Annotated in this window: 25 protein-coding genes; 10 read left to right on the forward strand and 15 right to left on the reverse strand. The window is 33.5% G+C overall.

What is annotated here, in order from left to right:
- Positions 1–286 precede the first annotated feature (286 nt).
- The 5 genes from serB to ACQY44_RS09190 all read right to left on the reverse strand — a co-directional run bounded on the left by serB (position 287) and on the right by ACQY44_RS09190 (position 3,556).
- Entirely contained in the window at positions 287–1,516 is a 1,230-nt protein-coding gene (gene serB / locus ACQY44_RS09170) for a phosphoserine phosphatase SerB (protein ID WP_428230071.1), read from the reverse strand.
- 145 nt (positions 1,517–1,661) lie between these two features.
- On the reverse strand, positions 1,662–2,120 hold the full coding sequence (locus tag ACQY44_RS09175; protein ID WP_428230072.1) for a VOC family protein: 459 nt from the start codon (positions 2,118–2,120) through the stop codon (positions 1,662–1,664).
- 63 nt (positions 2,121–2,183) lie between these two features.
- Complete coding sequence (locus ACQY44_RS09180; RefSeq protein WP_428230073.1) at positions 2,184–2,591, reverse strand: VOC family protein; 408 nt, start codon at positions 2,589–2,591, stop codon at positions 2,184–2,186.
- Between the two features lie 120 nt (positions 2,592–2,711).
- Positions 2,712–3,119: an SRPBCC family protein gene (locus tag ACQY44_RS09185; RefSeq protein ID WP_428230074.1), complete on the reverse strand. Its 408-nt coding sequence runs from the start codon at positions 3,117–3,119 to the stop codon at positions 2,712–2,714.
- Between the two features lie 26 nt (positions 3,120–3,145).
- Positions 3,146–3,556: a VOC family protein gene (locus ACQY44_RS09190; protein ID WP_428230075.1), complete on the reverse strand. Its 411-nt coding sequence runs from the start codon at positions 3,554–3,556 to the stop codon at positions 3,146–3,148.
- 142 nt (positions 3,557–3,698) lie between these two features.
- On the opposite strand from ACQY44_RS09190, the gene ACQY44_RS09195 reads away from it, so the two are divergent.
- Positions 3,699–4,664: a GlxA family transcriptional regulator gene (locus ACQY44_RS09195; RefSeq protein ID WP_428230076.1), complete on the forward strand. Its 966-nt coding sequence runs from the start codon at positions 3,699–3,701 to the stop codon at positions 4,662–4,664.
- Positions 4,665–4,881: 217 nt separating this feature from the next.
- On the opposite strand, the gene clpX is transcribed toward ACQY44_RS09195, so the two are convergent.
- The 5 genes from clpX to ACQY44_RS09220 all read right to left on the reverse strand — a co-directional run bounded on the left by clpX (position 4,882) and on the right by ACQY44_RS09220 (position 9,753).
- Complete coding sequence (gene clpX, locus ACQY44_RS09200) at positions 4,882–6,114, reverse strand: ATP-dependent Clp protease ATP-binding subunit ClpX (RefSeq protein WP_428230077.1); 1,233 nt, start codon at positions 6,112–6,114, stop codon at positions 4,882–4,884.
- Between the two features lie 78 nt (positions 6,115–6,192).
- Positions 6,193–6,867, reverse strand: coding sequence for an ATP-dependent Clp endopeptidase proteolytic subunit ClpP (gene clpP / locus ACQY44_RS09205; protein WP_066080212.1), 675 nt, complete (start codon positions 6,865–6,867; stop codon positions 6,193–6,195).
- Between the two features lie 205 nt (positions 6,868–7,072).
- Positions 7,073–8,395: a trigger factor gene (locus ACQY44_RS09210; protein WP_428230078.1), complete on the reverse strand. Its 1,323-nt coding sequence runs from the start codon at positions 8,393–8,395 to the stop codon at positions 7,073–7,075.
- A gap of 117 nt (positions 8,396–8,512) precedes the next feature.
- On the reverse strand, positions 8,513–8,857 hold the full coding sequence (locus ACQY44_RS09215) for a phage holin family protein (RefSeq protein ID WP_208682527.1): 345 nt from the start codon (positions 8,855–8,857) through the stop codon (positions 8,513–8,515).
- A gap of 131 nt (positions 8,858–8,988) precedes the next feature.
- Positions 8,989–9,753: an alpha/beta fold hydrolase gene (locus ACQY44_RS09220; RefSeq protein WP_428230079.1), complete on the reverse strand. Its 765-nt coding sequence runs from the start codon at positions 9,751–9,753 to the stop codon at positions 8,989–8,991.
- A 218-nt stretch (positions 9,754–9,971) separates the two neighbouring features.
- On the opposite strand from ACQY44_RS09220, the gene ACQY44_RS09225 reads away from it, so the two are divergent.
- Positions 9,972–11,384, forward strand: coding sequence for a hypothetical protein (locus ACQY44_RS09225; RefSeq protein WP_428230080.1), 1,413 nt, complete (start codon positions 9,972–9,974; stop codon positions 11,382–11,384).
- A gap of 51 nt (positions 11,385–11,435) precedes the next feature.
- Here the strand turns inward: ACQY44_RS09225 and ACQY44_RS09230 are convergent, their stop codons facing one another.
- From ACQY44_RS09230 to ACQY44_RS09240, 3 genes are all read right to left on the reverse strand, one after another.
- Entirely contained in the window at positions 11,436–12,287 is an 852-nt protein-coding gene (locus ACQY44_RS09230; protein ID WP_428230081.1) for a DUF4249 domain-containing protein, read from the reverse strand.
- A gap of 3 nt (positions 12,288–12,290) precedes the next feature.
- Complete coding sequence (locus ACQY44_RS09235) at positions 12,291–14,567, reverse strand: TonB-dependent receptor (protein WP_428230082.1); 2,277 nt, start codon at positions 14,565–14,567, stop codon at positions 12,291–12,293.
- A gap of 269 nt (positions 14,568–14,836) precedes the next feature.
- A complete protein-coding gene (locus tag ACQY44_RS09240; protein WP_428230083.1) occupies positions 14,837–15,550 on the reverse strand; it encodes a pyridoxine 5'-phosphate synthase in 714 nt (237 codons plus the stop codon).
- Positions 15,551–15,666: 116 nt separating this feature from the next.
- Between ACQY44_RS09240 and ACQY44_RS09245 the strand changes: the two genes are divergently transcribed.
- From ACQY44_RS09245 to murI, 8 genes are all read left to right on the forward strand, one after another.
- On the forward strand, positions 15,667–16,326 hold the full coding sequence (locus ACQY44_RS09245) for a CBS domain-containing protein (protein ID WP_428230084.1): 660 nt from the start codon (positions 15,667–15,669) through the stop codon (positions 16,324–16,326).
- A 120-nt stretch (positions 16,327–16,446) separates the two neighbouring features.
- Complete coding sequence (locus ACQY44_RS09250; RefSeq protein ID WP_428230085.1) at positions 16,447–17,334, forward strand: NAD kinase; 888 nt, start codon at positions 16,447–16,449, stop codon at positions 17,332–17,334.
- Positions 17,335–17,507: 173 nt separating this feature from the next.
- Positions 17,508–18,191, forward strand: coding sequence for a DUF6089 family protein (locus ACQY44_RS09255; RefSeq protein ID WP_428230086.1), 684 nt, complete (start codon positions 17,508–17,510; stop codon positions 18,189–18,191).
- A 4-nt stretch (positions 18,192–18,195) separates the two neighbouring features.
- The gene (locus ACQY44_RS09260) at positions 18,196–18,936 is read left to right on the forward strand and encodes an isoprenyl transferase (RefSeq protein WP_428231189.1); all 741 of its coding nucleotides are present in this window, start codon (positions 18,196–18,198) and stop codon (positions 18,934–18,936) included.
- The gene (locus tag ACQY44_RS09265; RefSeq protein ID WP_428230087.1) at positions 18,869–21,616 is read left to right on the forward strand and encodes a BamA/OMP85 family outer membrane protein; all 2,748 of its coding nucleotides are present in this window, start codon (positions 18,869–18,871) and stop codon (positions 21,614–21,616) included. Before ACQY44_RS09260 ends, ACQY44_RS09265 begins: the two co-directional genes overlap by 68 nt.
- A gap of 47 nt (positions 21,617–21,663) precedes the next feature.
- Positions 21,664–22,686: an OmpH family outer membrane protein gene (locus ACQY44_RS09270; RefSeq protein ID WP_428230088.1), complete on the forward strand. Its 1,023-nt coding sequence runs from the start codon at positions 21,664–21,666 to the stop codon at positions 22,684–22,686.
- A 14-nt stretch (positions 22,687–22,700) separates the two neighbouring features.
- The gene (locus tag ACQY44_RS09275) at positions 22,701–23,204 is read left to right on the forward strand and encodes an OmpH family outer membrane protein (protein ID WP_428230089.1); all 504 of its coding nucleotides are present in this window, start codon (positions 22,701–22,703) and stop codon (positions 23,202–23,204) included.
- Positions 23,205–23,359: 155 nt separating this feature from the next.
- Positions 23,360–24,136, forward strand: coding sequence for a glutamate racemase (gene murI, locus ACQY44_RS09280; protein ID WP_428230090.1), 777 nt, complete (start codon positions 23,360–23,362; stop codon positions 24,134–24,136).
- 4 nt (positions 24,137–24,140) lie between these two features.
- Here murI and ACQY44_RS09285 read toward each other — a convergent pair whose 3' ends face one another.
- On the reverse strand, positions 24,141–25,337 hold the full coding sequence (locus ACQY44_RS09285) for an aromatic hydrocarbon degradation protein (protein ID WP_428230091.1): 1,197 nt from the start codon (positions 25,335–25,337) through the stop codon (positions 24,141–24,143).
- Positions 25,338–25,376: 39 nt separating this feature from the next.
- The gene (locus ACQY44_RS09290; protein ID WP_428230092.1) at positions 25,377–26,705 is read right to left on the reverse strand and encodes a DUF4270 family protein; all 1,329 of its coding nucleotides are present in this window, start codon (positions 26,703–26,705) and stop codon (positions 25,377–25,379) included.
- Positions 26,706–26,769 lie beyond the last annotated feature (64 nt).

Below are 26,769 nucleotides of genomic sequence, written 5' to 3' on the forward strand. Positions count from 1 at the left end.
GTTTGTCCCTTCTCGTTTCTCAAAATGACAAACTTGCGATTATTTTAATTAAAACCCTTTAATCGTACTAGATCGCATGAGGGATAGAAGTGGAAATCCTTTTGTGCCGTCCCCATAGCTATCGGGAGGCACAAAAGATTGAAACGGATAGCCCGGCCCGGAGGGACATGCCCATAAAAAAACCTTAGCTTTTATTGAAACTAAGGTCTAATTTATTTTGATTGTTGAGTTACTTGCAGAGATTCTTCGTTCCTCAGCATGACAAACTGTATGTTTATTCGATATGTTACATCATATCAATATACCGGTCGTGATATCCTAATAAATATAAAACTCCGTCAAGACCTAAACTTGATATTGAGGTTGAAGCACTTTCTTTTACTTTTGGTTTGGCGTGAAAAGCGATTCCTAAGCCGGCTAAGTTTAGCATTGGTAAATCATTGGCCCCATCTCCAACTGCAATAGTTTGGTTGATGTGAATTCCTTCTTTTTCGGCTATGGCTTTTAGGTATTCCGCTTTCTTTTGTCCGTCAACAATATCTCCTAAATATTTACCGGTAAGTTTTCCGTCTTTTATTTCTAACTGATTAGCATGAACGTAATCGATACCCAATTCTTTTTGCAGGTATTCTCCAAAATAAGTGAATCCTCCCGATAAAATTGCCGTTTTATATCCGTAATATTTCAATGCCTTCATCAAACGATGGGCTCCTTTTGTGATGGGCAAATTGATGGCTACATTTTGCAAAACATCTTCACTCAAACCTTCAAGCAACGCCATACGTTGTTTGAAACTTTCGTTAAAATCTATTTCTCCGTTCATCGCCGATTCTGTAATGGCACGAACTTGTGCTCCTACTCCGTTTAGTTCTGCCAGTTCGTCGATAACTTCGGTTTGGATCAAAGTCGAATCCATATCAAAGCATACCAAACGACGGTTTCGTCTGTAGATATTATCTTCCTGGAACGAAATATCAACATTCAGGGTTCTGGAAATTTCCATGAAACTTGCCGTCATGATAATCTTATTTACAATTTCGCCGGTTACGGATAATTGTATGCAAGAGCGGGGATATTCTTCTTTTTCTACAATAGATGTTCTTCCTGTCAATCTAATTATAGAATCGATATTCAGGTTTTGATCTGACATTATTTTAGTAACTGCTGCAAGCTGTGAAGCTGCCAGTTTTTCACCTAAAATATTGATGATGTAACGTTGCTTTGATTGTGATTTTACCCACGTCTCATAATCTTCTACAGAAATTGGAATAAATTTAACCTTAACTCCTAATTCATATGCCTTAAACAACAAATCTTTTAAAACAGGTCCTGAACTTGAACCGGCTTCGATCTCAAACAAAATCCCAAGAGAAAGTGTGTCATGAATATCAGCCTGACCAATATCCAGAATATTGGCATCATAAGTTGCCAAAACAGCTGTTAAACCTGCTGTTACTCCTATTTTATCATGTCCTGAAACTTTTAATAAAATAATCTCTTTACCTTCTATTGCCATTTTATCTATTGATTTTAAGAAGCGACAAAAATCGGCAATCTATTGTTGATAAAAAAGGATATTGTTCGTTTTTTTGAAAAGAAAAAGCACATAATAATGTGCTTTTTCAAGTAATTTAACAAATATGTTCCGGTATTAAAATAACCTAACTATTATATTCTTTATGCGCTTCAGATTCATCAAAATTTACCATCCAGCTTATACCAAATTTGTCTTTGAACATTCCGAAATAGGCTCCCCAAAATGTTTTGTTCATTGGCATATAAATTGTTCCGTTTGCCGAAAGTCCATTAAAAATCCTATCTGCTTCGTCTGTGCTTTCGACATTGATGGATACTGAAAAATTACCTCCAAAAACCACATCTCCGGATTGCTCGTTGCTATCACTCCCCATTAAAATTGTTTTTCCAATTGGTAGCGAAACGTGCATCACTCTGTTGGCGTCTTTATCTGAGATTTCTGGACAACTTCCGTTTTCGTCAGCAGGCATGTCTTTAAATTTTCCGATATAAGGAAATTCTCCTCCAAAAACTGATTTGTAAAACAGAAATGCTTCCTCGCAATTTCCGTTAAAAATTAAATAAGGGTTTACTGATGTTGCCATGATATTTTTGTTTTTTTGTTTGTGTTTTTTGTTTTTTGTTTTTTGATATTGATACTGATATTGCTACGATAGTTTACTAAAATCCATAAATAAAACATTCCAGCGATGACCGTCTAAATCAGCAAAACCAAAGCCATACATCCAGCCTTGGCTCTCTGTAGGAGGTGAAAAAACGATCCCACCGGCCTCTTCGACTTTCTTTGCCAGCTCATCCACTTCCGAAACGCTTTCGGCGTCAATCGAAATCAAAACTTCTGAACTTGATTGCGTATCTGTTAGTTTGTTTTGAGAAAAACTGGCAAATAACGATTCTTCAAAAAGCATCACTACAAAATGCGATTCACCTACCACCATACATGTAGAGCTGGGCGTATCATGTTGCTCATTAAAGGAAAAACCTATTTTCCAGAAAAAATCCTTAGCTTTTGCTACATTCTTAACTGGCAAATTCAACCATATTTGTTTTGTCATAGTTTCTGCATTTGAGTTAAACCATTTTAATTATTTTAAATCATACAAGATAATATAAGAAGCCATTTTTATTCTCTCGCAAAGTTTTTTTTGCTACCTACAAACTGTGAGCCTTTGCTACTAGATATTAGCCTCAGTATACTTTTTAAAATTATCCATGATTGCCTGCCAGCCCCCGCGTTGCATTTCTTCCGGGTTTTGTGTTTCAGGATCAAAATTTTGAACTATTTCTACTCCATCTGGTGTTGTTGTAAAACTAATTTCAACTTTTCTGCCATCCTCCAGAACATATTCAATTGCTTTATTTTTTTCTACCAAAGTGTATTCGCCACCAAAATCAAAACTCATGCTTCCGTCTTTTGCTGCCATAGTCGATTTAAATTTTCCACCTTCTCTTAAATCATTTTCTGCATAAGGTGTATGCCATTCCGGAGAAGCAAAACTCCATTTTGTAATATGTTCAGGTAATGTCCAGAATTCCCAAACTTTATTTATTCCTGCATTAATCGTGTTTTGTACTGTTATCATATTTTTTTATTTTTTTTATATTACAATTACTTCATTTCCGGGATCTTACTTTCATTCATATAGAAAACCTCCCATTGGTGTCCGTCTAAATCAAGGAAAGTACGATTATACATCCAGTCATAATCTTGTGTCTTCATATATTCTGATCCGCCGGCTTTAATGACCTTGTCCATCATTTCATCCACTTTATCTCGTCCTTCAACTGAAATTGAAATAATAACTTCATTTGTCGTAGCTGTGTTACAAATTTGTTTATTGGTAAAAGTTTGATAAAATTCTTTTGTTAGAAGCATTGCATTAATATTTTTACCAATTACCAAACAGGTTCCCTGTTCATTTGTGAATTTTGAATTGAATGAAAAACCTAGTTGGGTGAAGAATGCAATCGACTTATTTAAATCTTTTACAGCAAGATTCAAGAAAATTTTTGTTTCCATTTTTATATAAAATTACAAATTATTTAAAGCAAATTTAAAATAATACGTTAAGCTTTATGATACATTAAAAGTCAACTTTAGGGCCATTTAAGACAAAATACGTATTTTTACATAGTATCATTTTTATAAAACACATCACATTATGAGTAAGAAAGTAGGCTTAATTGTACCGTATGACTATAAATTATTAAGTATAGCTGCGATTTTAGAAGTTTTTGAAACGGCTAATAAACTTTCTAAAGAAGCTGAAAAATATTTTGAAATTATGGTTTTTCAATCTTCGGAACAAATCATTGAAGAGCGCTTGTTTGGATATAAAGCCAACTCGATCGAAGAATCGAATGAAATTTTAGATCTGATTTTAATCCCTGCTTTTACTACTGATAATATGAGCGAAATGATCGTAAAAAACAAAAACTTTATTCCCTGGCTCAAAAAGCAGCACCAATCCGGAGCCGAATTGGCAAGTTTTTGTACAGGCGCTTTTTTGTTTGCTGCTTCCGGATTATTAAACGAAAAATTGGCAACGACGCATGTTGATGCCTGCAGTGCTTTTACGAAAGCATTCCCGTTAGTAAAATTAAAATCCGAAGAAACCCTAACAGCTGATGGGAGTCTATACACCAGTGGCGGTTCGACCTCAACGTTTCATTTGCTGATTCTTTTGGTTCAGAAATATTGCGGAAACGAAATTGCTGTTCAAATTGCCAAGATTTTTTCTATTGATTTAAACCGATACAAACAAAGCTACTTCAGCACTTTCAGACCCAATCATTTACACAATGATGCTTTGGTTGCGATGTTACAGCAAAAAATAGAAAGTCAATATCATTCTATCGAAAAACTAGAAGAAATCACTAAAGACATTCCAACCAGCGCCCGAAACATGACACGCAGATTTAAACAAGTTACCGGAATTCCGCCAATCGAATACCTTCAAAATATCAGGGTTGAAAGTTCAAAGAAATATCTGGAACAAACCCAGCTTTCGATTTCTGAAATTATAGAAAAAACCGGTTATAATGATCCAAAAGCGTTCAGAAAAGTTTTTTTTAAAATGGTAGGTATGAAACCTATTGAATATCGGGAGAAATTTAGGGTGCAATAATTTTTTTCAGGAGCAGAAGTTTTAATTTTAAAACACCAATTGTCCTGCTCTACACTATATCTTTTGTGGTGAACGCCACCACAAAAGGATGCCGTTTCGATCAGGGCTATACGAGAAATTTCTATTTTCAAAATATAAAAAAACCTGCTCAAATAAATGAACAGGTTTTAAGTCAACTTTGTCAAAGCTTTGAACTTTGACAAACTAATATCAGGATTTACGAAGCAATTTCCATTCGCTTCAATAAATTTTTATTTAAAGTATGTTTTGCATAATCTTTATCGATTGTCAAAACTTTATCGTCTGAGCTTGGTAGTTCGTACATTGCATCTGTTAAGATTGCTTCGCATAACGAACGTAATCCACGAGCTCCTAATTTGTATTCTAATGCTTTATCAACAATAAAATCTAATGCTTCATCTGTAATATTAAATTCAACATCATCCATCATAAATAATTTTTGATATTGTTTGATTAAGGCATTTTTAGGTTGTGTCAAAATCGCACGTAGAGTTTCTCTGTCAAGAGGGTCCATATGCGTCAAAACTGGCAAACGACCAATAATCTCCGGAATTAAACCAAAGTCTTTAATATCTTTTGGAATAATGTATTGCAATAAATTATCCTTATCAATATTATCAACATTTTTAGAAGTAGAATACCCCACTGCCTGGCGGTTCAAACGTTTCGAGATTATACGTTCTACTCCATCAAAAGCTCCTCCTGCAATAAACAAGATGTTTTGAGTATTTACCTCAACAAATTTCTGGTCCGGGTGTTTACGACCTCCTTTTGGTGGTACGTTTACAACAGTTCCTTCTAATAATTTCAACAAAGCTTGTTGTACACCTTCACCAGATACGTCACGTGTTATGGATGGATTATCACTCTTACGGGCAATTTTATCAATTTCATCTATAAATACGATTCCTCTTTCGGCTTTGGTTACATCATAATCAGCAGCTTGTAATAAACGCGTCAAAATACTTTCGACGTCTTCACCCACATAACCTGCTTCTGTAAGTACAGTTGCATCAACGATAGCCAAAGGAACGTCTAACATTTTTGCGATAGTTTTTGCTACCAATGTTTTACCTGTTCCGGTTTGACCCACCATAATGATGTTGCTTTTTTCGATCTCTACTTCATCATCTAATTGCTGTTGCATTAAACGTTTGTAGTGATTGTAAACTGCAACCGACATTACTTTTTTAGTCTGATCCTGACCAATAACATATTGATCTAAGAAAGCCCTGATTTCTTTTGGTTTCTTTAAAATTAAGTCCCCAACAAGTTTTGCACTTCCGCTTGATTTTAATTCTTCTAATACAATTCCGTGTGCTTGTTCAATACACTTATCACAAATATGTGCATTGATACCCGCAATCAATAAATTGGTTTCTGGCTTTTTTCTTCCACAAAACGAACATTCTAATACTACTTTTGCCATTTTTTATGTTTCAAGTTTAATGGTTTCAGGTTTCAAGTTAAGGATAACAACTTGAAACCTGAAACTTTAAACTAATTTTTAACCTCTTCTCAACACTTCATCAATCATTCCGTATTCTTTAGCTTCGTCAGCTTTCATCCAGTAATCACGCTCACTGTCTTTGTGCACTTTATCAAAAGTTTGTCCTGAATGTTGAGAGATGATATTATACAATTCATCTTTTAGTTTCAACATCTCACGTAAGTTGATTTCCATGTCAGTAGCAACACCTTGTGCTCCTCCTGATGGCTGGTGAATCATAACTCTTGAATGCGGTAAAGCTGAACGTTTTCCTGCTGCTCCTGCACACAATAAAACAGCTCCCATAGAGGCTGCCATACCAGTACAAATTGTCGCTACGTCTGGTTTGATGTATTGCATGGTATCGTAAATTCCCAATCCTGCGTAAACGCTTCCTCCTGGAGAATTTAGATAAATTTGAATGTCTTTTGAAGCATCAGCACTTTCTAAAAATAACAACTGAGCCTGAACGATATTTGCGATTTGATCGTCGATACCTGTTCCTAAAAAGATAATTCTGTCCATCATTAATCTTGAAAACACATCTAATTGAGAAATATTCAACTGACGCTCTTCAATAATATATGGAGTCATATTCGTTGGATTCATTGCTGCTACGATTTTATCGTAGTACATCGCATTTACTCCTTGGTGCTTTGTAGCAAATTTTTTAAATTCTTTACCGTAGTTCATATGTATCTGTTCTAAGTTTTATAATATGGTGTATATTTCATTTCCTACAAAGGTCATACCTTTTTATAAAGGATGTCAATTTGTCTTCTTTTTGTCAAAATTGTTACAAGTTTAATATTGATAACCTGAAATCACAAACATGAAACAAAATAAAAGAGCGTCAAGAAAAACTTCCTGACGCTCAAATATACTTAATTTTTAGAAATTATTCTCCGTATGAAGCGGCAATAAATTCTTCGTAAGTTACTTCTTTAGTTGTTGGATTTGCTTTTTCTTTAAACACCTCTAACAATTTTTCAGCTACCACTTGCTCTGAAAGTCTTTTTACTTCTTCCTGGTTAGATAAAACTCTAGCCACGATTCCTTGTACTTCTTCGTCAGTTGGATTTGTTTGTCCAAATTGAGCCATTTGTTGTTTGATAGCGTTTGTTGTAAAAGCTTTCAAATCTTCAAATGTAATTTGGATATTGCTTTGAGCCATTGCTTTTCCTTCAATCAATTGAAAACGTAATCCTTTTTCAGATCTTGCGTATTCAGCTTCAGCTTCTTCTGGAGAAAGTTTTTTCTCTCCAACAGTTTGTAACCATTTTTTAAGAAATTCAGCAGGTAAATCAAATTTTGTGTTTTCGATAAGGAAATCCTGAACGTCTAACAATAATTTTTGATCTGCTTGCTGTGCGAATTGAGCTTCAGCATCTTCTTTAATTTTAGCTTTCAAATCTTCTAATGAAGCTACTTTTCCTTCACCAAAAAGTTTATCAAATAACTCTTGGTTTAATTCAGCCAATTCAGCTCCGTTAATTGCTTCGATAGTAAAGTTTACTTCGATATCTAAACCGTGCACATCGTCATGACCTACTTTTAAGTAATCCATTAATTGGTGATCATCTTCGAATAGACCTTTTGTACTTACTGCAACAACATCTCCAACTTTTTTACCGATAAATTTATCAGCAGCAGCTTTATTAAATGTAGATACAGAAATTGTAGTCGTATTGTTGATCCCTTTTTCTTCGTTTGAGAAAGTTCCTGTCAAATCAGAATCAGCAGATACCACTTCTTGTGGAATTGCTTTTCCAAATTGTTTTTGGATGCGTTCTACTTGTCCGTCGATTAATTTATCATCAGCAGTAACGATATATTTTACGATATCATTTTTAGCTTCTAAATCAATTTCGAAGTTTGGCACTAAACCAATTTCGTATTCGAAAGTTAGCTCTTCAGCATCCCAATCAAAGTTTTCGTTTACTTTTGCAAGAGGAGTTCCTAAAAGATTTAATCTTTCAGATTGAACAAAACGCTCTAAAGCCAAATCAACAACTTTTTGAACTTCTTCTTGCTTAATTGCTTTTCCGTATTGTTTTTCAACAAGGTCTTTAGGTACTTGCCCTTTTCTAAAACCTTTTACGGTAGCCAAAGGCATTTTTTCGTTTATTCTTTTTGCTACTTGACCTTTATAATCCATGTGAACAACTGTCATTACAATTGTTTCATTCACAGCGTTTATTGCTACTCTTTTAATATCCATCTTCTTCTTTAATTTACATAATAAAATTGGGTTGCAAAATTATAAAATTTTTGCAACCCAACCAAGTTTTTAATCTATTGTATTTAAAGACGTTTTAAACGTCGTTTCTATTTTGATTTAATTATCGTCTCCCAAAATTTTATAAGTAATCGACTGGAGGATAGACAATATAACGCTAAACAACAATGCTGTCCAGAATGAATCGACTGCAAAACCGCCTACAATATTGGTACACAATAAAATAATGATCGCATTAATCACCAATAAAAACAAACCTAAAGTAATAAAGGTAACAGGTAATGTCAGGATAACCAATATTGGTTTTATAAAAAGATTCAGTAGTCCTAAAACAATTGCAACAATTACTGCTGTACCAAAACTAGCAACATGTACCCCGGTTAAAAAGTTTGCAATTAGCAACACCAAGGCCGCAGTAACAAGGAGTCTAAGTAATATTTTCATGATTTTTGATTTAAAGTTTTAATAAAAGTAAGGAATTTTATATTGTTTTTTCGCCACAGATTAAAAGATTCTCACAGACTAAGCGTTACATGTTTAAAAAAATCTTTCCAATCCTTTTAATCTTGCAAACACTATTCTTTTAAAAATCCAGCAGTTAATTCAAAAAACATTTTAGGATTTTCAGCATGCAACCAATGTCCGGCATTTGGAATTGTCTCAAACTTAGCACTTGGAAAATGCTGACGTATGGCATCAAAATCTGAATCTAAAATATATCCCGAATTTCCTCCACGAATAAATAAGGTGGGTTTATCAAAAACCAAATCATCCGGCAAAGCTTTTCCAATGGCGTCTAAATTAGCATTAAAAGCAGCAAGATTGAATCTAAAAGCCAATTGTCCCGGTTCCTGCCAATATAAATTTTTTAATAAAAATTGTCGTGTTCCGAAATCAGGAACATATTGTGATAAAATTTCTTCAACATCATTTCGACTTGGTTTTACAGAAAAATCAACTGCATTTAAACCCGCCAGAATATCCTGATGATGTTGCTTGTAAAATTTCGGGCCGATATCAGCAACAATCAATTTATCTACGATTTCCGGGTGTGTGGTCGCAAAAAGCATCGCTACTTTCCCTCCCATTGAATGTCCGAGAATATCTATTTTACTTAATTGATTCGTCTGACAATATTCGAAAACATCCTGCACCATGGCTTCATAAGTCCATTCATCAGAATGAAAACTGCGACCATGATTTCGTAAATCTAAAATATGAACCTGAAATCCGGCCTCTACATATTGTGAGGCAAGGGTTTTCCAGTTATCAGACATACCTAAAAATCCGTGCATGATGATGAACGGCTTTCCTTCGCCTTCTATTTTTGAGTATAACATTTATATTATGATTTTAAAAACTGACTACAAAGGTAAAAAAGTTCTTTATTAATCTGTAAACTAATAAAGTCCAAGTTCTGAATTTCGGCTTATTTTATTAGAAAAAAGTTTACAAAATACGGTTTCCCGTAAAGAAACAACAAATATAAAAACTACCTTGCGCCTTCTTAAAATCAAAACGATCTTTTTTGATTAATTATTTAATTTAAACCCTAACCATGATTAAAAAATTATTTTTATTATCTGTAATTATTTCTCAACTTACCCTGTCTTGCTCTAGCGATGACAACACAGATCCTATAAAAGATCCTACAACAGAAGAACCAAAAGAACCGGTAAAAGACCCAACTCTTGCGGAACAAATTGCAGAACTTGTTAAAAAACCATATTCGGCTTTAACTCCGGCACAACAAAAGCTAAAACTTGAAGCTGAAGCTAATGAAATGCTGGTTCAGCTAGACAAATCTAAAGGCTCAAGCGCTATTAAAGCGATAGAAAACCTACACCGCTTATTAGTTATTAATCCTGTTGATATTTTTAACGCAAAAAATGGTAATGAAATAGAAGACATTTTAAATGTTTCTGACGTTTACGGTATTTATACCTGGAATAATTCCGGGAAAATCTGGGTAAAAACAGCCTCAACTTCTGAATTAAAATTTATTTTCCCTTCTAAAGAATCAGAAACATCAAACAATGCAATACTTTCTGCTAAAAGTGTATCTTCAACTGTAAAAATAAAAATTACAGACACGAACGGAAGTTACGTTTATGACGAAAAAACGGATGATTACATTCATACAAAATCAGTTTACGACCACGTTTTTTTACCTTCATCATCAGATGCAGTTTTAACAATTAATAACGCTCAGGCTGCTGTTTTTGCTCAAAGAGCCAGTTATTCTAATGGAAAACAAGCTCCAGATGAATTTACTTATAAAATGACTTTAAACGATGGGTATGTTTGGGAAATGAGCGGTAAAAAAGGTGTTGAAAACACCGCTAAAGCTACTCTTACTTATAACAACAAAACTTTACTCGACTTTAATGCCGGAAGTACCACGAACATAGACGGTTTAATTGATAACGACGAACTTAAACAATACAGAGGAAAAGGTAATGGATTGTTCAAATTGATGGACAATTTTATTATTGTTGCTGACATGGATTTAGCCACAGCAGCAAGAGACGAAGATGCTTTAGAAAAATCAGTAACTCAACCTTCTTTTCCTGATTACAACACTGCTGATGCTAATTACCCAGCATACTATGCAGCACAAAACAAATACTATCAACAATATTCTCAAGGAGTTACAACTAATTTTAACAAGAACATCAAATTAATTTTAGTTTCTAAAAAAGACGGAACTAAAATTGCAGACGTTGTTCAACATTCTGAAAAAGGACACTCTTATGAAGTAAGTTTACCAACATGGGTCGCTTATGAAAATAATAAAGGCGGTTACTGGTCTACATCTGATAATAAAACAACCCTTATACAAACTTATAATGAAGTAGATTACTTAAGATTTAATGATAATACTGAAGTAACAGTTAGTGCTTATTTCTCTATTGGATTTAGTGATTTGAAAACTAAATTTGAAGATTTCGCTAAATCTTTTAAAAAATAAATAGTCTTTAAAATTTTACTTAAAGCCGATTTGAAACCATTCAAATCGGCTTTATTTTTTAGGAGGCGTTTTAACAATTAAAGTGCTTTGCCCATATCCTGCCCAAATACCAATTCCGCCTTTTATATTCGATTTAAGACTTGTATTGGATGGATAAATTGGATTCTTGCTGTTTACTATTTCGTTTTGCCAGCTGTTCCAAAAATCCAGGGCATCTTTATTCTGGGTTCTTAATTTTACGTGAATTAAATCTCCATCCACAAAATAAGGGGTAAATTTAGTTTTAGGAAAAAGCAAAATCCCACGATTTATCTGTACTGAAACTGAAGGTTCTTTAAAATTTTTATCATCTAAATTACCATAAAATGCAGGCACAAAAACAGGTTCTTCTTTGTCTATTTTTGTGGCAATCTGATAGTAGTTTTTTTCATTTACCGGATCATCAAATTTCACAAAAATATATCCTGTTGTATCTGCAGCATTCTTTTTAATATACTCAGCACTTTTAAGTTTTACTGCCTTTGGTATTGTTGTTACGGCTTGAACAACACGATTTAAATATTCTATTTTAATGGAGTATTCTTTTCCTGCCTCACCCATTAAAGTTGATCCAAAATACACAAAAGGCGGCACTCTGTTTTTATCATTTTTCACTTTCAAGACCTCAGATACCTGCCCGTCAGATATGGTTATTTTTGCAGAACGAATAACATGATTCAAAACATTTGTAGAATCTATAGCATCTGTAACAGGAATACTGCTTGACAATAAAACCTGGGCATAATCACCTTCTTCAATCCATCCTTCGACTACAATTTTAGATTCAATACTTTTTTCGCTAAAATCCTCTTTAGAACAACTTACAGCAACGAGAGTAAAAAGAAATAATATGTATTTTTTCATTGTTTAAAATTTAAACCTCCAGCTTATTGAAGGCAGAATGCGGTACAATACTTTTTTTTCCTGTTTTACAATCACGGTATTTTTATCGTTATTGACTTCAACATCTAAAACGACATAAATAGGATTATCAATATTAAAAGTATTGTAAATCGAAAAATTCAAGGCACTTTCTTTTTTATTTGTTTTCACGAAGAAATAATTAACAGAAAGATCTGTTCTGATATAATTAGGCATTTGAGCATTATTATATTCTGAATATTCTTTTACCGGATTGTTATTAATAAAATACCATGAAGTAGGCATCGTAAAACGATTTCCTGAACTGAATATCTGAGTGACACCAAAATTCCATTTTGGATTTAAATCATACATCCCAACTAACGAAAGATTATGACGTCTGTCGTATTTTGCAAAATAAGTTTTCCCATTATTCAGTTCATCAAAGTTTCGATCAGACCAACTCAGCGTATAACTTAACCAACCTGAAAATTTTCCGTTTTTTTTGCGCAACATCATTTCTAATCCGTATGCTTTTCCTTTTCCAACTAACAAATCATTCTTTAAAGTTGTGATTTCGTTAAACTGCGTTATTCCGTAAGGATATTCAAGTAAATTTTTCATCGAACGATAAAATCCTCCTAATGAAGAAGAAATATTTTTTGAAATATTCTGATTGGAGCCAATCGAAAACTCGTCAGAAGATTGCGGCTTTATTCCATCAGAACTCGCGATCCAAAAATCAGTCGGGATTCCAACGCTTGAAGTGGTTATCAAACTCAGATATTGATATTGCCTGTTGTATGATCCGTAAAAAGAATATTTTTCGTTGGTTATATAATTGAATAAAACGCGAGGTTGAAAATGCAAATAAGAATCATTAGAACCAGAAGTATAATAATTAATTCTCAGTCCTAATTCAACATTTAAACGATCCGTAATCTTTGGTTTTATAGTAGCAAAAACCGCAACTTCATCAGCATTGATTATATTATTTTGAGATGCATTATTATCTGTCAAATTTTCGATATTCACTTTTTGAGGCTGTAAATTATGATGTACATATTGCAAACCAGATTCAACAGCGATATTTTTTATCTGATAGCGAAAGGCATTATTAAATCCAAAATCTTTTACATACGAAGAAACTCCAAATTCGATTGTCGCTTGCTCCATATTCAGCTCATTAGAATATTTACTAAAATAAATAGCATTTGACATACTTAATTTAGGCGAAACGGTAGTAATTAAAGTTGGAGAAATGGTAAAATTACTCCACTTTAAATCTGTTTTCAAAGCCAGATTATTATCCTTTATTTTTAATTTGTCTCCACTAATAAAGGCATCTACAGAAAGTAAATTATTTTTAGAAATCTGAGAAATGAAAGTCAGGTTGCCATCAGAGAAACCGTATTTCATATCCTGAACATCATTATTTTTAGAACTGGAGCGCAGCAATGGCGCAACAATTTCATCGATATAGGTTTTTCTTCCGGAGATATAAAAACCGGTTTTATTGTTTAAAGGAACTGTAAAAGTAAGTTGTGAAGCTAAAATGCCGACATTTCCCTGAATACCCAATTCAGAAGGTATTTTTGTATTGGGGATCAAAAGTGTTGTAGAACTTAAACGTCCGCCATATTTTGCATTAGAACTTGATTTATCAAATTCGACTTCCTTAATATGATCTGTATTGTAAAAAGGAAAAACACCTAGCAAATGAGACATTCCATATATAGGAGTTCCGTCGTATAACATAGCATTATGTCCCGGATCACCACCTCTTACATATAAATACCCGTTTGCATCTCCGGAATTTTGTACTCCAGGTGTTAGTTGCAAAAGCTTTATAATATCTGTAGTTCCTAGAACTGTAGGCACAGAAGACAGCTCTTTTAAATTGAACGATAGTTTTCCGCCTGACAAATTTGTAATTCCACTTTTTTTATCATTGGTAATTACAACTTCTTTCAAAAGCGAAACATCTTTTTCCAGTACAATTGAAATTAGAGTGTCTTTTACAAAATCAAGATCAATTGATTTCTTAAGATACCCCAATTGATTAAACGTTATTTTGATCTGACCTGAGGGTATGTTTGCTGAGAAGTTACCCAGAGTATCAGATATTGTGTAGTAGTGTTGATTATTTACCTCTAAAGAAACACTGACACCAAGCAGGTTTTCGTTTTCAGAAGATTTTATATTTCCCGTTATAATGCCTTTTGATTGCGCAAATACAGCAGAAAAAGAGAATAAAAAAAAGAATAAAATTGGTTTCAGCACTTGATTTTAATAAGAAAAGTGCGAAAGTAAACAATTAAAAATCAATTCTTAGAGGAAGTAAATATTTTATTTATTGTTTAAAATTCATGAGCAAAGAAATTCATTGTTACCTGAATGGCGCATGAGGGATGGAAGTGAAAATCTTTTTGTTTTTCTTTGAAAAACAGAAGATTAAAATATTTTTTCGCTTCGCTCGGGTAAAATGTACCAATAGCTATCGGGAAGCCCGACCCGCTTTTTCTGCGGGTCATGTGCTACTCCTTTTTATTTTACTTCAATTTATTCAAATACATATTAACAACATTATCCAAACCAAGATAAAGTGCTTCTGCTATTAGAGCATGACCAATAGAAACCTCTAATAAACCAGGAATATTTTGATTGAAAAACTGAATATTATCCAAACTCAAATCATGGCCTGCATTGATTCCTAAATCCAATTCATTTGCTAATTGTGCTGCTTTCACATAAGGATCAATTCCGTTTTTGTTACCCAAGTCATATTGATGTGCAAAAGCCTCGGTATACAATTCGATACGATCTGTTCCTGTTTTTTTTGCTCCATCGATAATTTCGAGAACCGGATCAACAAAAATCGACGTTCTGATCCCGTTACGTCGAAATTCCTGAATCACTTCCGTCAAATAGGATTGATTTTTTATGGTATCCCAACCTGCAGATGATGTAATGGCTCCAATTGCATCCGGAACTAATGTTACCTGAGTTGGCTTGCATTCTAAAACCAAATCTATAAAATTATGTTGCGGATTTCCTTCGATATTATATTCGGTATAAACGATTGCTTTTAAATCGCGTGCATCCTGATAGCGAATATGACGTTCATCCGGACGTGGATGAATCGTGATTCCTTCTGCGCCGAATTTCTGAATATCAGCAGCCACTTTTAATAAATCAGGAACATTTCCTCCTCGTGCATTTCGAAGGGTTGCAATTTTATTGATATTTACACTTAACTTTGTCATATAAATAGATAATTAATTCTAGTAACACTATATTTGTTACGACAAAAATACAAAGTAAAACGTAGCAGTTTTTGCTATTTTTTGATTATTTTGCATGAAATATCCCTAACAGATTTATGACAGAAATTATAAACTATATCACCAATGATTTCAGAGCGATTGATAGTCAGGAAACGATAGCCTCGGTTCAGGACTTTTTTGCTGATTTGAATTTTTCGCATTTTCCGGTTCTGGAGAACGGAATTTTCATTGGAAGTATCGCTGCTGATGATGTTGAAACTTTTGATACAGATAAAAAAGTTATTGATTACAAATATACTCTGGAACGTTGTTTTGCCCGAAAATCAATGCTATGGCTTGATGTTTTAGAAGTTTTTGCAAAAAACCATACAAATGTAGTATCGGTTCTTGACGAAAACAATAACTACATTGGATATTATGAAATGGAAGACATCATGAAATTTTTTCAGGAAACTCCATTTTTAAAAGAACAAGGCGGCATAATTATCGTTCAAAAAGGCCTTTTAGATTATTCAATGGGTCAGGTGACTCAGATTGTAGAAAGCAATAATGGTAAAATTCTGGGCTGTTTCGTTTCTGAAGCTGATCTGGAAAATGTTCAGATTACGATAAAAATTGGTGTTGGACCGATGAATGAGATCATTCAGACTTATAGAAGATATGGTTATGAAATCATTTCAGAACATCAGGAAGATGCTTACATCAACAGTCTGAAAGAGCGTTCAGATTACTTAGACAAATACCTTAATATATAGTAGAAATTAGAAAATGTGTCAATTAGATAATTTATTAGTCCATCTAATTTACATATTGTTGATTTTTCGAATTGCCACATTGACTCATTATCTAATTGACTCATTATCTAATTACAAAGAATGAAAATAGCTATTTACGGACAATATTACCAAAACAGTACTGAACCTATTATTAAAGATATTTTCAAGTTCTTCAATTCCAACAATGTAGAAATGGTAATTGAGGAGAACTTTCTGAAAATGCTTTACGAAAAAGAACTTATAACAAAGGGATACGAAACATTTTCAGCAAGTACATCTCTGGATAATAGTTTTGAAATGCTGATTAGCATTGGAGGAGACGGCACTATTTTAAGGGCTGCTACGCTTGTTCGTAATTCAGGTGTGCCAATTTTAGGAATAAATGCAGGAAGACTCGGTTTTTTAGCTACTGTTCAAAAAGAAAATATTGATAGCTTTTTACAGTTTGTAATTGACAAAAATTACACTACTTCTGAAAGAACGTTGTTAAGCTTAACCTGCGACCCAAAAAATGAAGCTATTGAAGAAGAATTGAATTTTGCCATGAATGAAGTTACCGTAAGCAGAAAAGATACGACATCGATGATTACGGTTGACACCTATTTAAATGATGAATATTTAAATTCATACTGGGCAGATGGCCTGATTATCTCTACACCTACAGGATCTACAGGATATTCTTTAAGTTGTGGAGGACCACTGTTAACACCCGAAGTTAAAAGCTTAGTAATCACACCCATTGCACCTCATAATCTAACAGCAAGACCTCTTGTTATCCCTGATGATACTGAAATCAAACTTAGAGTATCAGGAAGAGAAGATCATTATTTAGTTTCATTAGATTCCAGAATTGCTTCAGTAAAAAATGAATCGCTTTTAACCATCAAAAAAACTGACTTTAAAATAAAAATGGTCGAAATTCCAGGAGAAACTTTCTTAAAAACCTTAAGAAATAAATTGCTTTGGGGAGAAGATAAGAGAAATTAAGTTCTTTTATGATTCACCACTATACGATAATGCCACTTTTTGCCGTTCTGCATGTATTGAATCATCATTAAATGTCTCAAAATAATATCGTAAATTGAAAAAAAAGCACATTTAACTAAAGGAACGTTGATTCGTATTGATAATTATTATATTTGCACGCAATTTTGAATTAAATGAAGAAAATTTTTAATTTATTGTTATGTTTTTTCCCCTTTATCACACTAAACGCTCAGATCAATGAGATTGGTGTTTTTCTTGGCGGAAGCAACTTTGTAGGTGACGTAGGAAGCACAACTTATATTGCTCCTGAAAAACTGACTTTTGGTATTTTGTACAAATGGAATAAAAGCCCACGCCATGCGTACCGCTTCTCCTACACGCAATCCACTATTGCAGGAAATGATCTCGATTCAAAAGAAACAGGCAGGAACCAGAGAGGTTATAGTTTTGAAAATACCGTAAAAGAACTTTCTGCCGGTTTAGAATTTAATTTTTTTGATTTTAACCTCCATGATTATCATCCAAAAATTACACCTTATATATATTCAGGATTAAGTTACTTTATGTATGACGAATTATACATAACGGGAGGGCAAACAAGAAAAGATAAAAGTTCAGGTTCGATTGCTATACCAATAACATTGGGAATCAAATCAAATATTGCACCTCATTGGGTTCTGGGCGCTGAAGTTGGAGCCCGATACACGTTCACAGACGATATCGACGGAAGTAACCCAAGCAATGGCAATTATAAGTCTTTGCATTTTGGAAATTTAAATAATAATGACTGGTATGTGTTTTCAGGTATCACCTTAACCTATACCTTTGGACAAAAACCTTGCTATTGCGCATATTAATAAAATGAATTTACTAGACTCTATAGATCAAACAAACTTACCCAAACATTTGGCCATTATTATGGACGGAAATGGTCGTTGGGCAAAACAACAAGGTTTTTTAAGAGCATTTGGTCACGAAAACGGAACCAAATCTGTAAAAAAAACAATTACAACTTGTGCTAAACTTGGTATTGAGTACTTAACCTTATATGCTTTTTCTACAGAAAACTGGAATCGACCAAAACTTGAAGTCGAAGCATTAATGAGAATATTAATCAATTCATTAAAAAAAGAACTTGTTACCTTACAAGAAAATAATATCAAACTTAATGCAATTGGAAATCTTGATAAATTGCCAAAATCAGCTCAAAAAGAGCTTTTGGATGTAATAGATAAAACAAAAAACAACACCCGTCTTACCCTAACTCTTGCTTTAAGTTACGGATCGAGAGAAGAATTGGTAAATGCTGTGAGAATCATCAGTGATAAAGTTAAAAATAATATAATTTCAATAGACGCTATTGACGATTCAATTATAAATGAGCATCTTTACACGCAAAATTTACCTGACGTAGATTTATTAATACGAACAAGTGGAGAACATAGAATAAGTAATTTTTTGCTATGGCAAATTGCCTATGCAGAATTATATTTTACTAATGTCTTGTGGCCAGACTTTAAAGATCAAGATTTATATGAGGCTATTATTAGTTATCAAAAAAGAGAACGTAGATTTGGAAAAACCAGCGAACAAATTAAATAATTTTTTAGTGTTACAAAAAAGAGTACAAATAGTCCTTACCCTACTTCTTTTGGGTAGTTTTTCACAAATAAAAGCACAAGAAAGAGTTCCTTTTGATCAGGGAAAAAAATACATTCTTGCTAAAGTTTCTGTTGTTGGTAAAATAAGCTTCAATGAACAAACCGTTGTTACTTTTTCTGGTCTTCAAAAAGGACAGGAAATAACAGTTCCCGGGGAAGAGATCAGTGGTGCTATCAAAAAATTAGGTAAACTTGGCCTATTTGATGAGATCGCTTTTTATGTCAATAAAATCGATAATGACAGTATTTATCTGGACTTGAACATTGTTGAACTTCCTAAACTAAATGAAGTAAAATTTGTTGGCATTAAGAAAAGCAAAGTCGAAGGATTAATTAAGGATAACAACTTGACTAAAAACAAGATTGTAAACGAAAACTTAATCACGACAACTAAAAATTATATAGAAAATAAATACAAAAAAGAAGGATTCTATAATACCAAAGTTACCATCACAAATACTCCTGACACCATAAACGGACATCAGGTAAATATGCTTGTTCGGGTAGACAAAGGTGACAAAGTAAAAATCAGCAGCATCGAATTTACTGGTAATAAACAGCTTACCGGAAATCAATTACGATCTGCAATGAAAGACACTAAACAAAAAAATGTGTTTCGTGTTTTAAAATCCTCTAAATTTATTCCTGAAAAATACAAAACCGACTTAGAGAAAGTTGTTGCTTCCTATAAAGAAAAAGGATATCGTGATGCTCGTATTATTTATGATTCTGTTACTTATAACAAGAATAAAAATATGCTTGCTATTAAAATTAAAATGGAAGAAGGAAACAAATACTACTTTGGTAATATTAAATTCCTTGGAAATACTGTTTATTCTGATCAATTATTAAATCGTTATTTAGGAATCAAAAAAGGAGAAACCTACAACGGGGTTTTACTTGAAAAACGTATTGCAGATAAAACAAAACCAGACGCTGAAGATATTACAAACTTATACCAAAACAATGGTTATTTGTTCTCTAATATCAATGCTGTAGAGGTAAAAACAGTAAACGATACTATCGATTTTGAGATAAGAGTTACAGAAGGTCCTATTGCCTATTTTAATAAAATATCCGTCGTAGGAAATGACAAAACGAATGACCACGTTATCTACCGTGAACTTAGAACCAAACCAGGAGAAAAATACAGTAAAGAACAGTTGGTTAGAACGATTCGTGAAATTGGACAATTAGGATTTTTTGATCCAGAAGCAATTGATCCAAAATTCAAAAATGTTGATGCTGCGGCAGGAACTGTAGACATTGAATACCATGTTGTAGAAAAAGGATCCAGCCAGGTCGAACTTCAAGGAGGTTACGGTGGTGGAGGTTTCATTGGAACCTTAGGATTATCTTTTAATAACTTCTCAGCTAAAAACTTATTCAATAAAGAATCCTATAAGCCATTACCAATGGGAGATGGTCAAAAAGTAGCACTTCGTTTACAAGGAAGTACTTATTTCCAAACATATAGCTTATCATTCTCAGAACCGTGGTTTGGAGGAAAAAAACCAGTACAATTTAGTTCATCTATTTCTTATAGTAAACAATTTTTAAACAACTACGCTACAAGAACCGTAGACAAAAGCAAAAGTTTCAATATCCTGACATTACAAGTTGGTTTAGCAAAACGTCTTACTGTGCCGGATGATTATTTTGTATTATCACAATCTGTAAGTTACCAACATTATGATCTGAATAATTATAATACAGGATTATTTACATTTGGTAACGGAGCATCAAGAAACTTAGCCTATACAATTGGACTTTCAAGAAGTAATAAAGGGGTCAACCCAATCTTCCCAACTTATGGCTCAGACTTTAGTATCTCTGCAAAGGTTACGCCTCCTTATTCCTTATTTAATGGAGTTGATTATGGAGATTTACAAAACCAAAAAGAATACAAATCACAATATACAGGAACACCAACATCTGGTGTAGACGGGCAACCACTTAATACTGGTGATTACGTAAAAACAGAAACTATAAACGGTCAATCCGGTATTGTCAGCGTTGGATCTGATTATGCGAGTGCTGATACGGATCAGGGTAAAGTCGATCAAAAGAAATACAATTGGTTAGAATACTATAAAATTAAATTTAAAGCAGACTGGTACACTAAACTTTATGGTAAATTAGTTCTTAGAACATTAACAGAGTTTGGTTTCTTAGGTGCTTATGATCAATCAAGAGGTGTTGTACCATTTGAGCGTTTCTACTTAGGAGGAGATGGTATGGCAAATTACTCTATGGATGGTAGAGAAACAATCCAGTTAAGAGGTTATGAAAATAACTCATTAACTCCGGTAAATAAAAATGGAGAACAAATTGGAGCAACTATTTATAATAAATTCTCTATGGAGTTACGTTATCCAATTACATTAAAATCATCTGCATCGATTTACGCGTTGGCTTTCTTAGAGGCCGGATCATCATACCCGACTTTTAAAGATTATAATCCATTTGATCTGAATCGTTCTGCTGGTGTTGGTTTACGTGTATTTATGCCTGCATTTGGATTATTAGGTATTGACTGGGGTTATGGTTTCGATCCTCAGCCAGGAGAAACAAAAGCACACGGTAAAGAAATTCACTTTATCATTGGACAACAGTTTTAGTAAAATTTTTAATACATTTGTTTGAAAATTTAAAATATACTAATGTTATGAGAAAACAATTTTTATTTATGTTTTTAGCCTTGATTGTAGCAAATACAAGTAAAGCTCAGACTAGAACGACAAGGATTGGCTACATTGACATGGAGTATATTTTAGAAAATGTATCAGATTATAAAGAAGCAAAAGCTCAATTAGAGTTAAAAGCTCAAAAGTGGAAACAAGATATAGAAGCAAAAAAACTGGACATCAATACTCTTAAAGAAGGTCTTAAAGCCGAAAGGGCTTTACTTACCAAAGAGCTAATTGATGAAAGGGAAACAGAAATTAAATTTCTGGAAGATGAAATGTTGAGCTATCAGGAAAAGCAATTTGGAGCTAATGGAAATTTAATCCATCAAAAAGCTGCATTGGCAAAACCGATACAAGATCAGGTTTTTACTGCTGTTCAGGATATAGCCGAAGCTAAAAATTATGATTTTGTTTTTGACAAATCATCAGATTTAACAATGCTTTTTAGTAACAAAAGATTTGACATCAGCGATCAGGTAATACGTGTTTTAAACCGAACTGATAAGCGAGAACAACTGACTAAAAAACAATTAAAAGATCAGGAAGCTAAAGAAAGTTTAGAAAATGCTATTGATGAGAATCCGGCAATGGCAGATCGCAAAAAAGCTTTAGACGAAAAGAGAACGGCCAGAGAGAAATTAATTGAAGACAGACGATTAGAGCAAGAAGCTAAGAAGAAAGAATACGACGACAGAAGAAAAGCAATAGCAGCCGAAAGAGAGGCTAAAAAAAATGGCACGGTTTCTGAACCTGCTAAAACAGATGCAACGGCAAAACCTGCTACCACAGGAACTGACGCAACAGCCAAACCTGCTGCTTCCGGAACTGATGCGACAACAACTACTGAGCCAGTAGTGGATAAGGCGGCAGAAAGACAAAAACTTTACGAGCAACGTAAAAAAGAGTTAGAAGAAAGAAGAAAGAAAATTTTAGAAGAACGAGAAGCGGCTAAAAAAGCAAAAGAAGCCGAAACACAAAAAACAAATACGACCAATAATTAATTAATATTTTAAAAATGATGAAACAAATCAAAACTTTACTAATCGCTGCGGTACTAATTTTAGCAGCAAGTAACACAATGAACGCACAAGCTAAGGTAGCCCATGTTGATGTTAGCGAGATTATGTCGAAAATGCCTGCAATGCTAGATGCACAAAATCAACTACAAAAATTAAGTGGTACATACGATGCAGAATACAAAAAAATGGTTGACGAATACCAAGTAAAAATCAAAAAGTACGAAGGTGAAGCTGCAACTGTAACTGATGCTGTAAACGGAGAACGTTCTAAAGAAGTTCAGGACATGCAAAAAAGAATCGTTGATTACAGAGACAATGCTCAAAAAGAATTACAACAAAAAGAAACTGACATCGTAAAACCATTAATGGAAAAAGTTAGAGCTTCTATCCAAAAAGTTGGAAAAGCTAAAGGTTTCCAATATGTATTAGATGGTTCTACTCTTTTATTAGCTGATGGTCCAAACATTACTGCTGATGTAAAAAAAGATTTAGGATTCTAAAAAACGAAAATCTTAAAAACAAAAAAACTGCTTAAACCTTCAAAAGTTTTAAGCAGTTTTTTTTTACATTAAATTAAAACTAAAAAATTATAATATTCGCACATTTCACGTAAATTGGAATATACATTTATTTCAAAAAACACTAAATTTGTACTATGACGAACAACAATCCAATAGGCGTTTTTGATTCTGGTATTGGAGGAACTTCCATCTGGAAAGCCATTCACAATTTACTTCCAAACGAAAAAACTATTTATTTAGCCGATAGTAAAAATGCTCCTTACGGTCAAAGAACCAAAGAAGAAATCGTTGCTCTAAGCAAGAAAAATGTTGATCTGTTACTTGACATGAATTGCAAACTTATTGTTGTAGCATGTAATACTGCCACAACAAATGCTATCCTGGAACTTCGAGCTGATTATGACATTCCTTTTATAGGCATTGAACCTGCAATAAAGCCAGCTGCCAATAACTCCAAAACACAAGTCATTGGTATTCTGGCCACAAAGGGCACTCTAAATAGTGAGTTATTTAACAAAACGGCAGAGATGTTCCAGAATACTAAAATAATTGAACAGGTAGGTTATGGACTTGTTCAGCTTATTGAAGATGGAAATCTAAACTCACCAGAAATGACGCAACTATTAGAATCCTATCTTCAACCTATGATTGATGCCAATATTGATTACCTGGTTTTGGGTTGCAGCCATTATCCTTATCTAATTCCTCAGATTAAAAAAATCCTGCCGGAACATATTCACATTATAGATTCCGGAGAAGCTGTAGCAAGACAAACACAAAATATTTTACGCGAGAAAGTGGGTTTTACCAACACTCAAAATAGTGATCCTATATTTTACGTTAACTCTAATCCTGAAGTTTTAAAATCAATTTTAGAGTATAAATATCCTGTGATCGAAAAAGACTTTTAGATTTTTAATCTATTTTTCGTTTAATAAACCAAATTCCGTCTAATGATAAATTAAGGGATATTTTATGGTAATTTTCCTTTATTAGATCACTTGATATGCTTCCTTTTTGTCCATACGAATAAGAGATATGCAAAGCCGAGTAGGTATTTTCTATTGGCAAAGTAAGCCCGATAGAAACAGCTGCATTATTTACTCTTTTTCCGTCGACTTCAAGATAACCGGTATCAAAATTTACGCCTGTAGCATATTGAACCCTGTCCCAATATTTTCGGATATTCTTTTTAGCACTATAAGTAAATCCAAGGGCAAATCGATCCTGGTTTACAAAATTTCCGTATAACTCAGATTGATTACTATTGCTCCACAAACTCTTTTCATAATCCAATGTCATATTCAAATTGTTTTTAAAACGCTTACTGATTCCTATACCCATTTCTAAAGGCATATAATAATCATCTGTATCCGAAGCCACATTAGACTCTACAGTAGTCACAACATCATTAGCAACAGTTTGGACCGTTTGCACTTTAGACGCTTTAACCTGCGTTGGCAATTTAAACGTTGTTGCCACTGTAAAAGTAGAATCAATTTTATATTGTGCACCAAATGTAGCCCTTACACCGTTATAAGTTGTTTTTTTCTGAATACTTGTAATTGAATTCATAATCAGAAAACTTCTATCATCACTGGTATTTCCAAACAATACAGCTGCTGATGCACCCACAGAGAATTTTTTCCCGAATCGGTATCCATATGAAAAATCAAAATTATTTAATCCCCCGGAACCTGCAGCAGTCAAATAATAATAGTCCTGACTGTTTTCGATGGGTAGTTTTAAATTAGAAATTTTAAATGTTGCACTCGAATAGGGACGCAACGCTACGCTAAACCCGGAATTTTTAGTAACCGGAAAAGCAAAAGCAATATGCGAAAACTGAAAATTATTACGACTTTCACTTCTTGAACTACTCTGATAAGTAGTAGCAATAGCTTTTCCTCCAATATCAAACATAAAGTGATTCTGGGGCAAATAACCTAATGATGCGGGATTTAGATTGTTTATAAAAGTATCTGAGGGCAATGCCATTCCTGAAGAACCAATTGACGGAATCACACCAAAGTCAGCATCATAAACACTACCCACTCCATATAATGAATAAGGTGAACTTGAAATACTTTGAGAAAATGAAGTTAGTGACATTAAAACGAAGCAGCTTAAATATATTATTTTACTTTTCATTTAATAGGAGATGTAATAAATTTTAATTTGGATTTTATTGTTTATATGTTTTTGATCTCCCAAAACAATTCTGTTTACTGCTTTAGAAATTCCCGGCAATGTTAGAATAAGAGAAGACCTGGAATCAGATTGTTTCAACATTTCTTTCTGCAAAAAAGCACCAATTGGAACTGTATAACCAATATTCTCATTAAATTCATCACTTTTTTTATTCAGAATACCAAAAACCGCAGTACCAGCAGAATTCACTAATGAAGCACTGATCCGGTTTAAATTATCAGCCACATAAATTTTCAGGGAATCTGCAAGGGGATATTTCTCCGAATATGTATTATTGACCGGTTTAAGAAATATTTGAGCATCTACAATTGCTCCATTAGCAGCAATATTTTTTAGTTGTTTGATATTGGGAAAATCAATTCTACACGCCACTCCTGTTCCGGACTGAATAAACCCCTGTCGATTGGTTAATGTGCTTGATAATTTACTAGTCGAGACAGGTAAATTCTCTAATAAAGTTCCCGTCTTATCCGATGAAATTGAATTGAACTGTTTTGTAGCATCCAAAATGGTAAAATCTATTATATAAGGAACCTCTTCAGTATCTGCCTGATATTTTGAATAATACAACCGAACTTTACTTGTTGCGACATGAAAACCAATGACACTCGAAGAATTAGAACCTGACGGCACGAGAACAAGGCCTTTTAAGTATTCACTGAAACTATCAAAGTCTGTAATTTCTCTTTTCTTTAATTTTTGAAAAAGTGCGGCTCCAAAGGCATCACTCATCTTAATGTTAATTGAATCTTTCTCGATTGGCCTTGGTTTATAGGAGATTGTCCCGAGACTTTCATCACTATAACTCAAAGACGAATTATTATAAAAACTCTTATCGTCAGTATTTGGTTTTACACTTTGTGTTAATCGATGAATATCAAACGTTTGCACTTTTGTAGTATCTCCGTAATAATAGTTATCATATTTTAAAATCATCGAAATAGAATCGAAAACAAAATTAGTCACTTCCGTATCAGATCCGCTGTTGTTTAATGTGTATGAACTTGAAGCCAACTGAAAATAACTATTCGATTTTACCTTTCCGTAAATTGGATCTTCGTAATTCCCGATTAAAATTCGGCTTTGATTAGAGGTCACTAAAGAATCAAAATTTATTGTAGACATATCCACTGTCAAAGTATCAATTAAAATAACTTTATTGCCTACTGCCAAGTAATCCGATCCAACAACAAATTCACCCGCATCTGCATCAGTTCCGCATGAAACTATGCCGATGGCTAAAAACAACATCAATATAAACTTGTGCATAATCAATTTTTTGAACAAATATAAAATGCACGATCCTGCACCACACTATAACATATACAGTCCA

This window comes from Flavobacterium sp., from assembly GCF_965277525.1.
In the GTDB taxonomy this organism is placed as follows: domain Bacteria; phylum Bacteroidota; class Bacteroidia; order Flavobacteriales; family Flavobacteriaceae; genus Flavobacterium.

Excerpts from the sequence above, each read along its gene's own strand:
- serB (WP_428230071.1), bottom strand. The coding sequence starts at position 1,516 with ATGGCAATAGAAGGTAAAGAGATTATTTTATTAAAAGTTTCAGGACAT.
- ACQY44_RS09175 (WP_428230072.1), bottom strand. The coding sequence starts at position 2,120 with ATGGCAACATCAGTAAACCCTTATTTAATTTTTAACGGAAATTGCGAG.
- ACQY44_RS09180 (WP_428230073.1), bottom strand. The coding sequence starts at position 2,591 with ATGACAAAACAAATATGGTTGAATTTGCCAGTTAAGAATGTAGCAAAA.
- ACQY44_RS09185 (WP_428230074.1), bottom strand. The coding sequence starts at position 3,119 with ATGATAACAGTACAAAACACGATTAATGCAGGAATAAATAAAGTTTGG.
- ACQY44_RS09190 (WP_428230075.1), bottom strand. The coding sequence starts at position 3,556 with ATGGAAACAAAAATTTTCTTGAATCTTGCTGTAAAAGATTTAAATAAG.
- ACQY44_RS09195 (WP_428230076.1), top strand. The coding sequence starts at position 3,699 with ATGAGTAAGAAAGTAGGCTTAATTGTACCGTATGACTATAAATTATTA.
- clpX (WP_428230077.1), bottom strand. The coding sequence starts at position 6,114 with ATGGCAAAAGTAGTATTAGAATGTTCGTTTTGTGGAAGAAAAAAGCCA.
- clpP (WP_066080212.1), bottom strand. The coding sequence starts at position 6,867 with ATGAACTACGGTAAAGAATTTAAAAAATTTGCTACAAAGCACCAAGGA.
- ACQY44_RS09210 (WP_428230078.1), bottom strand. The coding sequence starts at position 8,395 with ATGGATATTAAAAGAGTAGCAATAAACGCTGTGAATGAAACAATTGTA.
- ACQY44_RS09215 (WP_208682527.1), bottom strand. The coding sequence starts at position 8,857 with ATGAAAATATTACTTAGACTCCTTGTTACTGCGGCCTTGGTGTTGCTA.
- ACQY44_RS09220 (WP_428230079.1), bottom strand. The coding sequence starts at position 9,753 with ATGTTATACTCAAAAATAGAAGGCGAAGGAAAGCCGTTCATCATCATG.
- ACQY44_RS09225 (WP_428230080.1), top strand. The coding sequence starts at position 9,972 with ATGATTAAAAAATTATTTTTATTATCTGTAATTATTTCTCAACTTACC.
- ACQY44_RS09230 (WP_428230081.1), bottom strand. The coding sequence starts at position 12,287 with ATGAAAAAATACATATTATTTCTTTTTACTCTCGTTGCTGTAAGTTGT.
- ACQY44_RS09240 (WP_428230083.1), bottom strand. The coding sequence starts at position 15,550 with ATGACAAAGTTAAGTGTAAATATCAATAAAATTGCAACCCTTCGAAAT.
- ACQY44_RS09245 (WP_428230084.1), top strand. The coding sequence starts at position 15,667 with ATGACAGAAATTATAAACTATATCACCAATGATTTCAGAGCGATTGAT.
- ACQY44_RS09250 (WP_428230085.1), top strand. The coding sequence starts at position 16,447 with ATGAAAATAGCTATTTACGGACAATATTACCAAAACAGTACTGAACCT.
- ACQY44_RS09255 (WP_428230086.1), top strand. The coding sequence starts at position 17,508 with ATGAAGAAAATTTTTAATTTATTGTTATGTTTTTTCCCCTTTATCACA.
- ACQY44_RS09260 (WP_428231189.1), top strand. The coding sequence starts at position 18,196 with ATGAATTTACTAGACTCTATAGATCAAACAAACTTACCCAAACATTTG.
- ACQY44_RS09265 (WP_428230087.1), top strand. The coding sequence starts at position 18,869 with ATGAGGCTATTATTAGTTATCAAAAAAGAGAACGTAGATTTGGAAAAA.
- ACQY44_RS09270 (WP_428230088.1), top strand. The coding sequence starts at position 21,664 with ATGAGAAAACAATTTTTATTTATGTTTTTAGCCTTGATTGTAGCAAAT.
- ACQY44_RS09275 (WP_428230089.1), top strand. The coding sequence starts at position 22,701 with ATGATGAAACAAATCAAAACTTTACTAATCGCTGCGGTACTAATTTTA.
- murI (WP_428230090.1), top strand. The coding sequence starts at position 23,360 with ATGACGAACAACAATCCAATAGGCGTTTTTGATTCTGGTATTGGAGGA.
- ACQY44_RS09285 (WP_428230091.1), bottom strand. The coding sequence starts at position 25,337 with ATGTCACTAACTTCATTTTCTCAAAGTATTTCAAGTTCACCTTATTCA.
- ACQY44_RS09290 (WP_428230092.1), bottom strand. The coding sequence starts at position 26,705 with ATGCACAAGTTTATATTGATGTTGTTTTTAGCCATCGGCATAGTTTCA.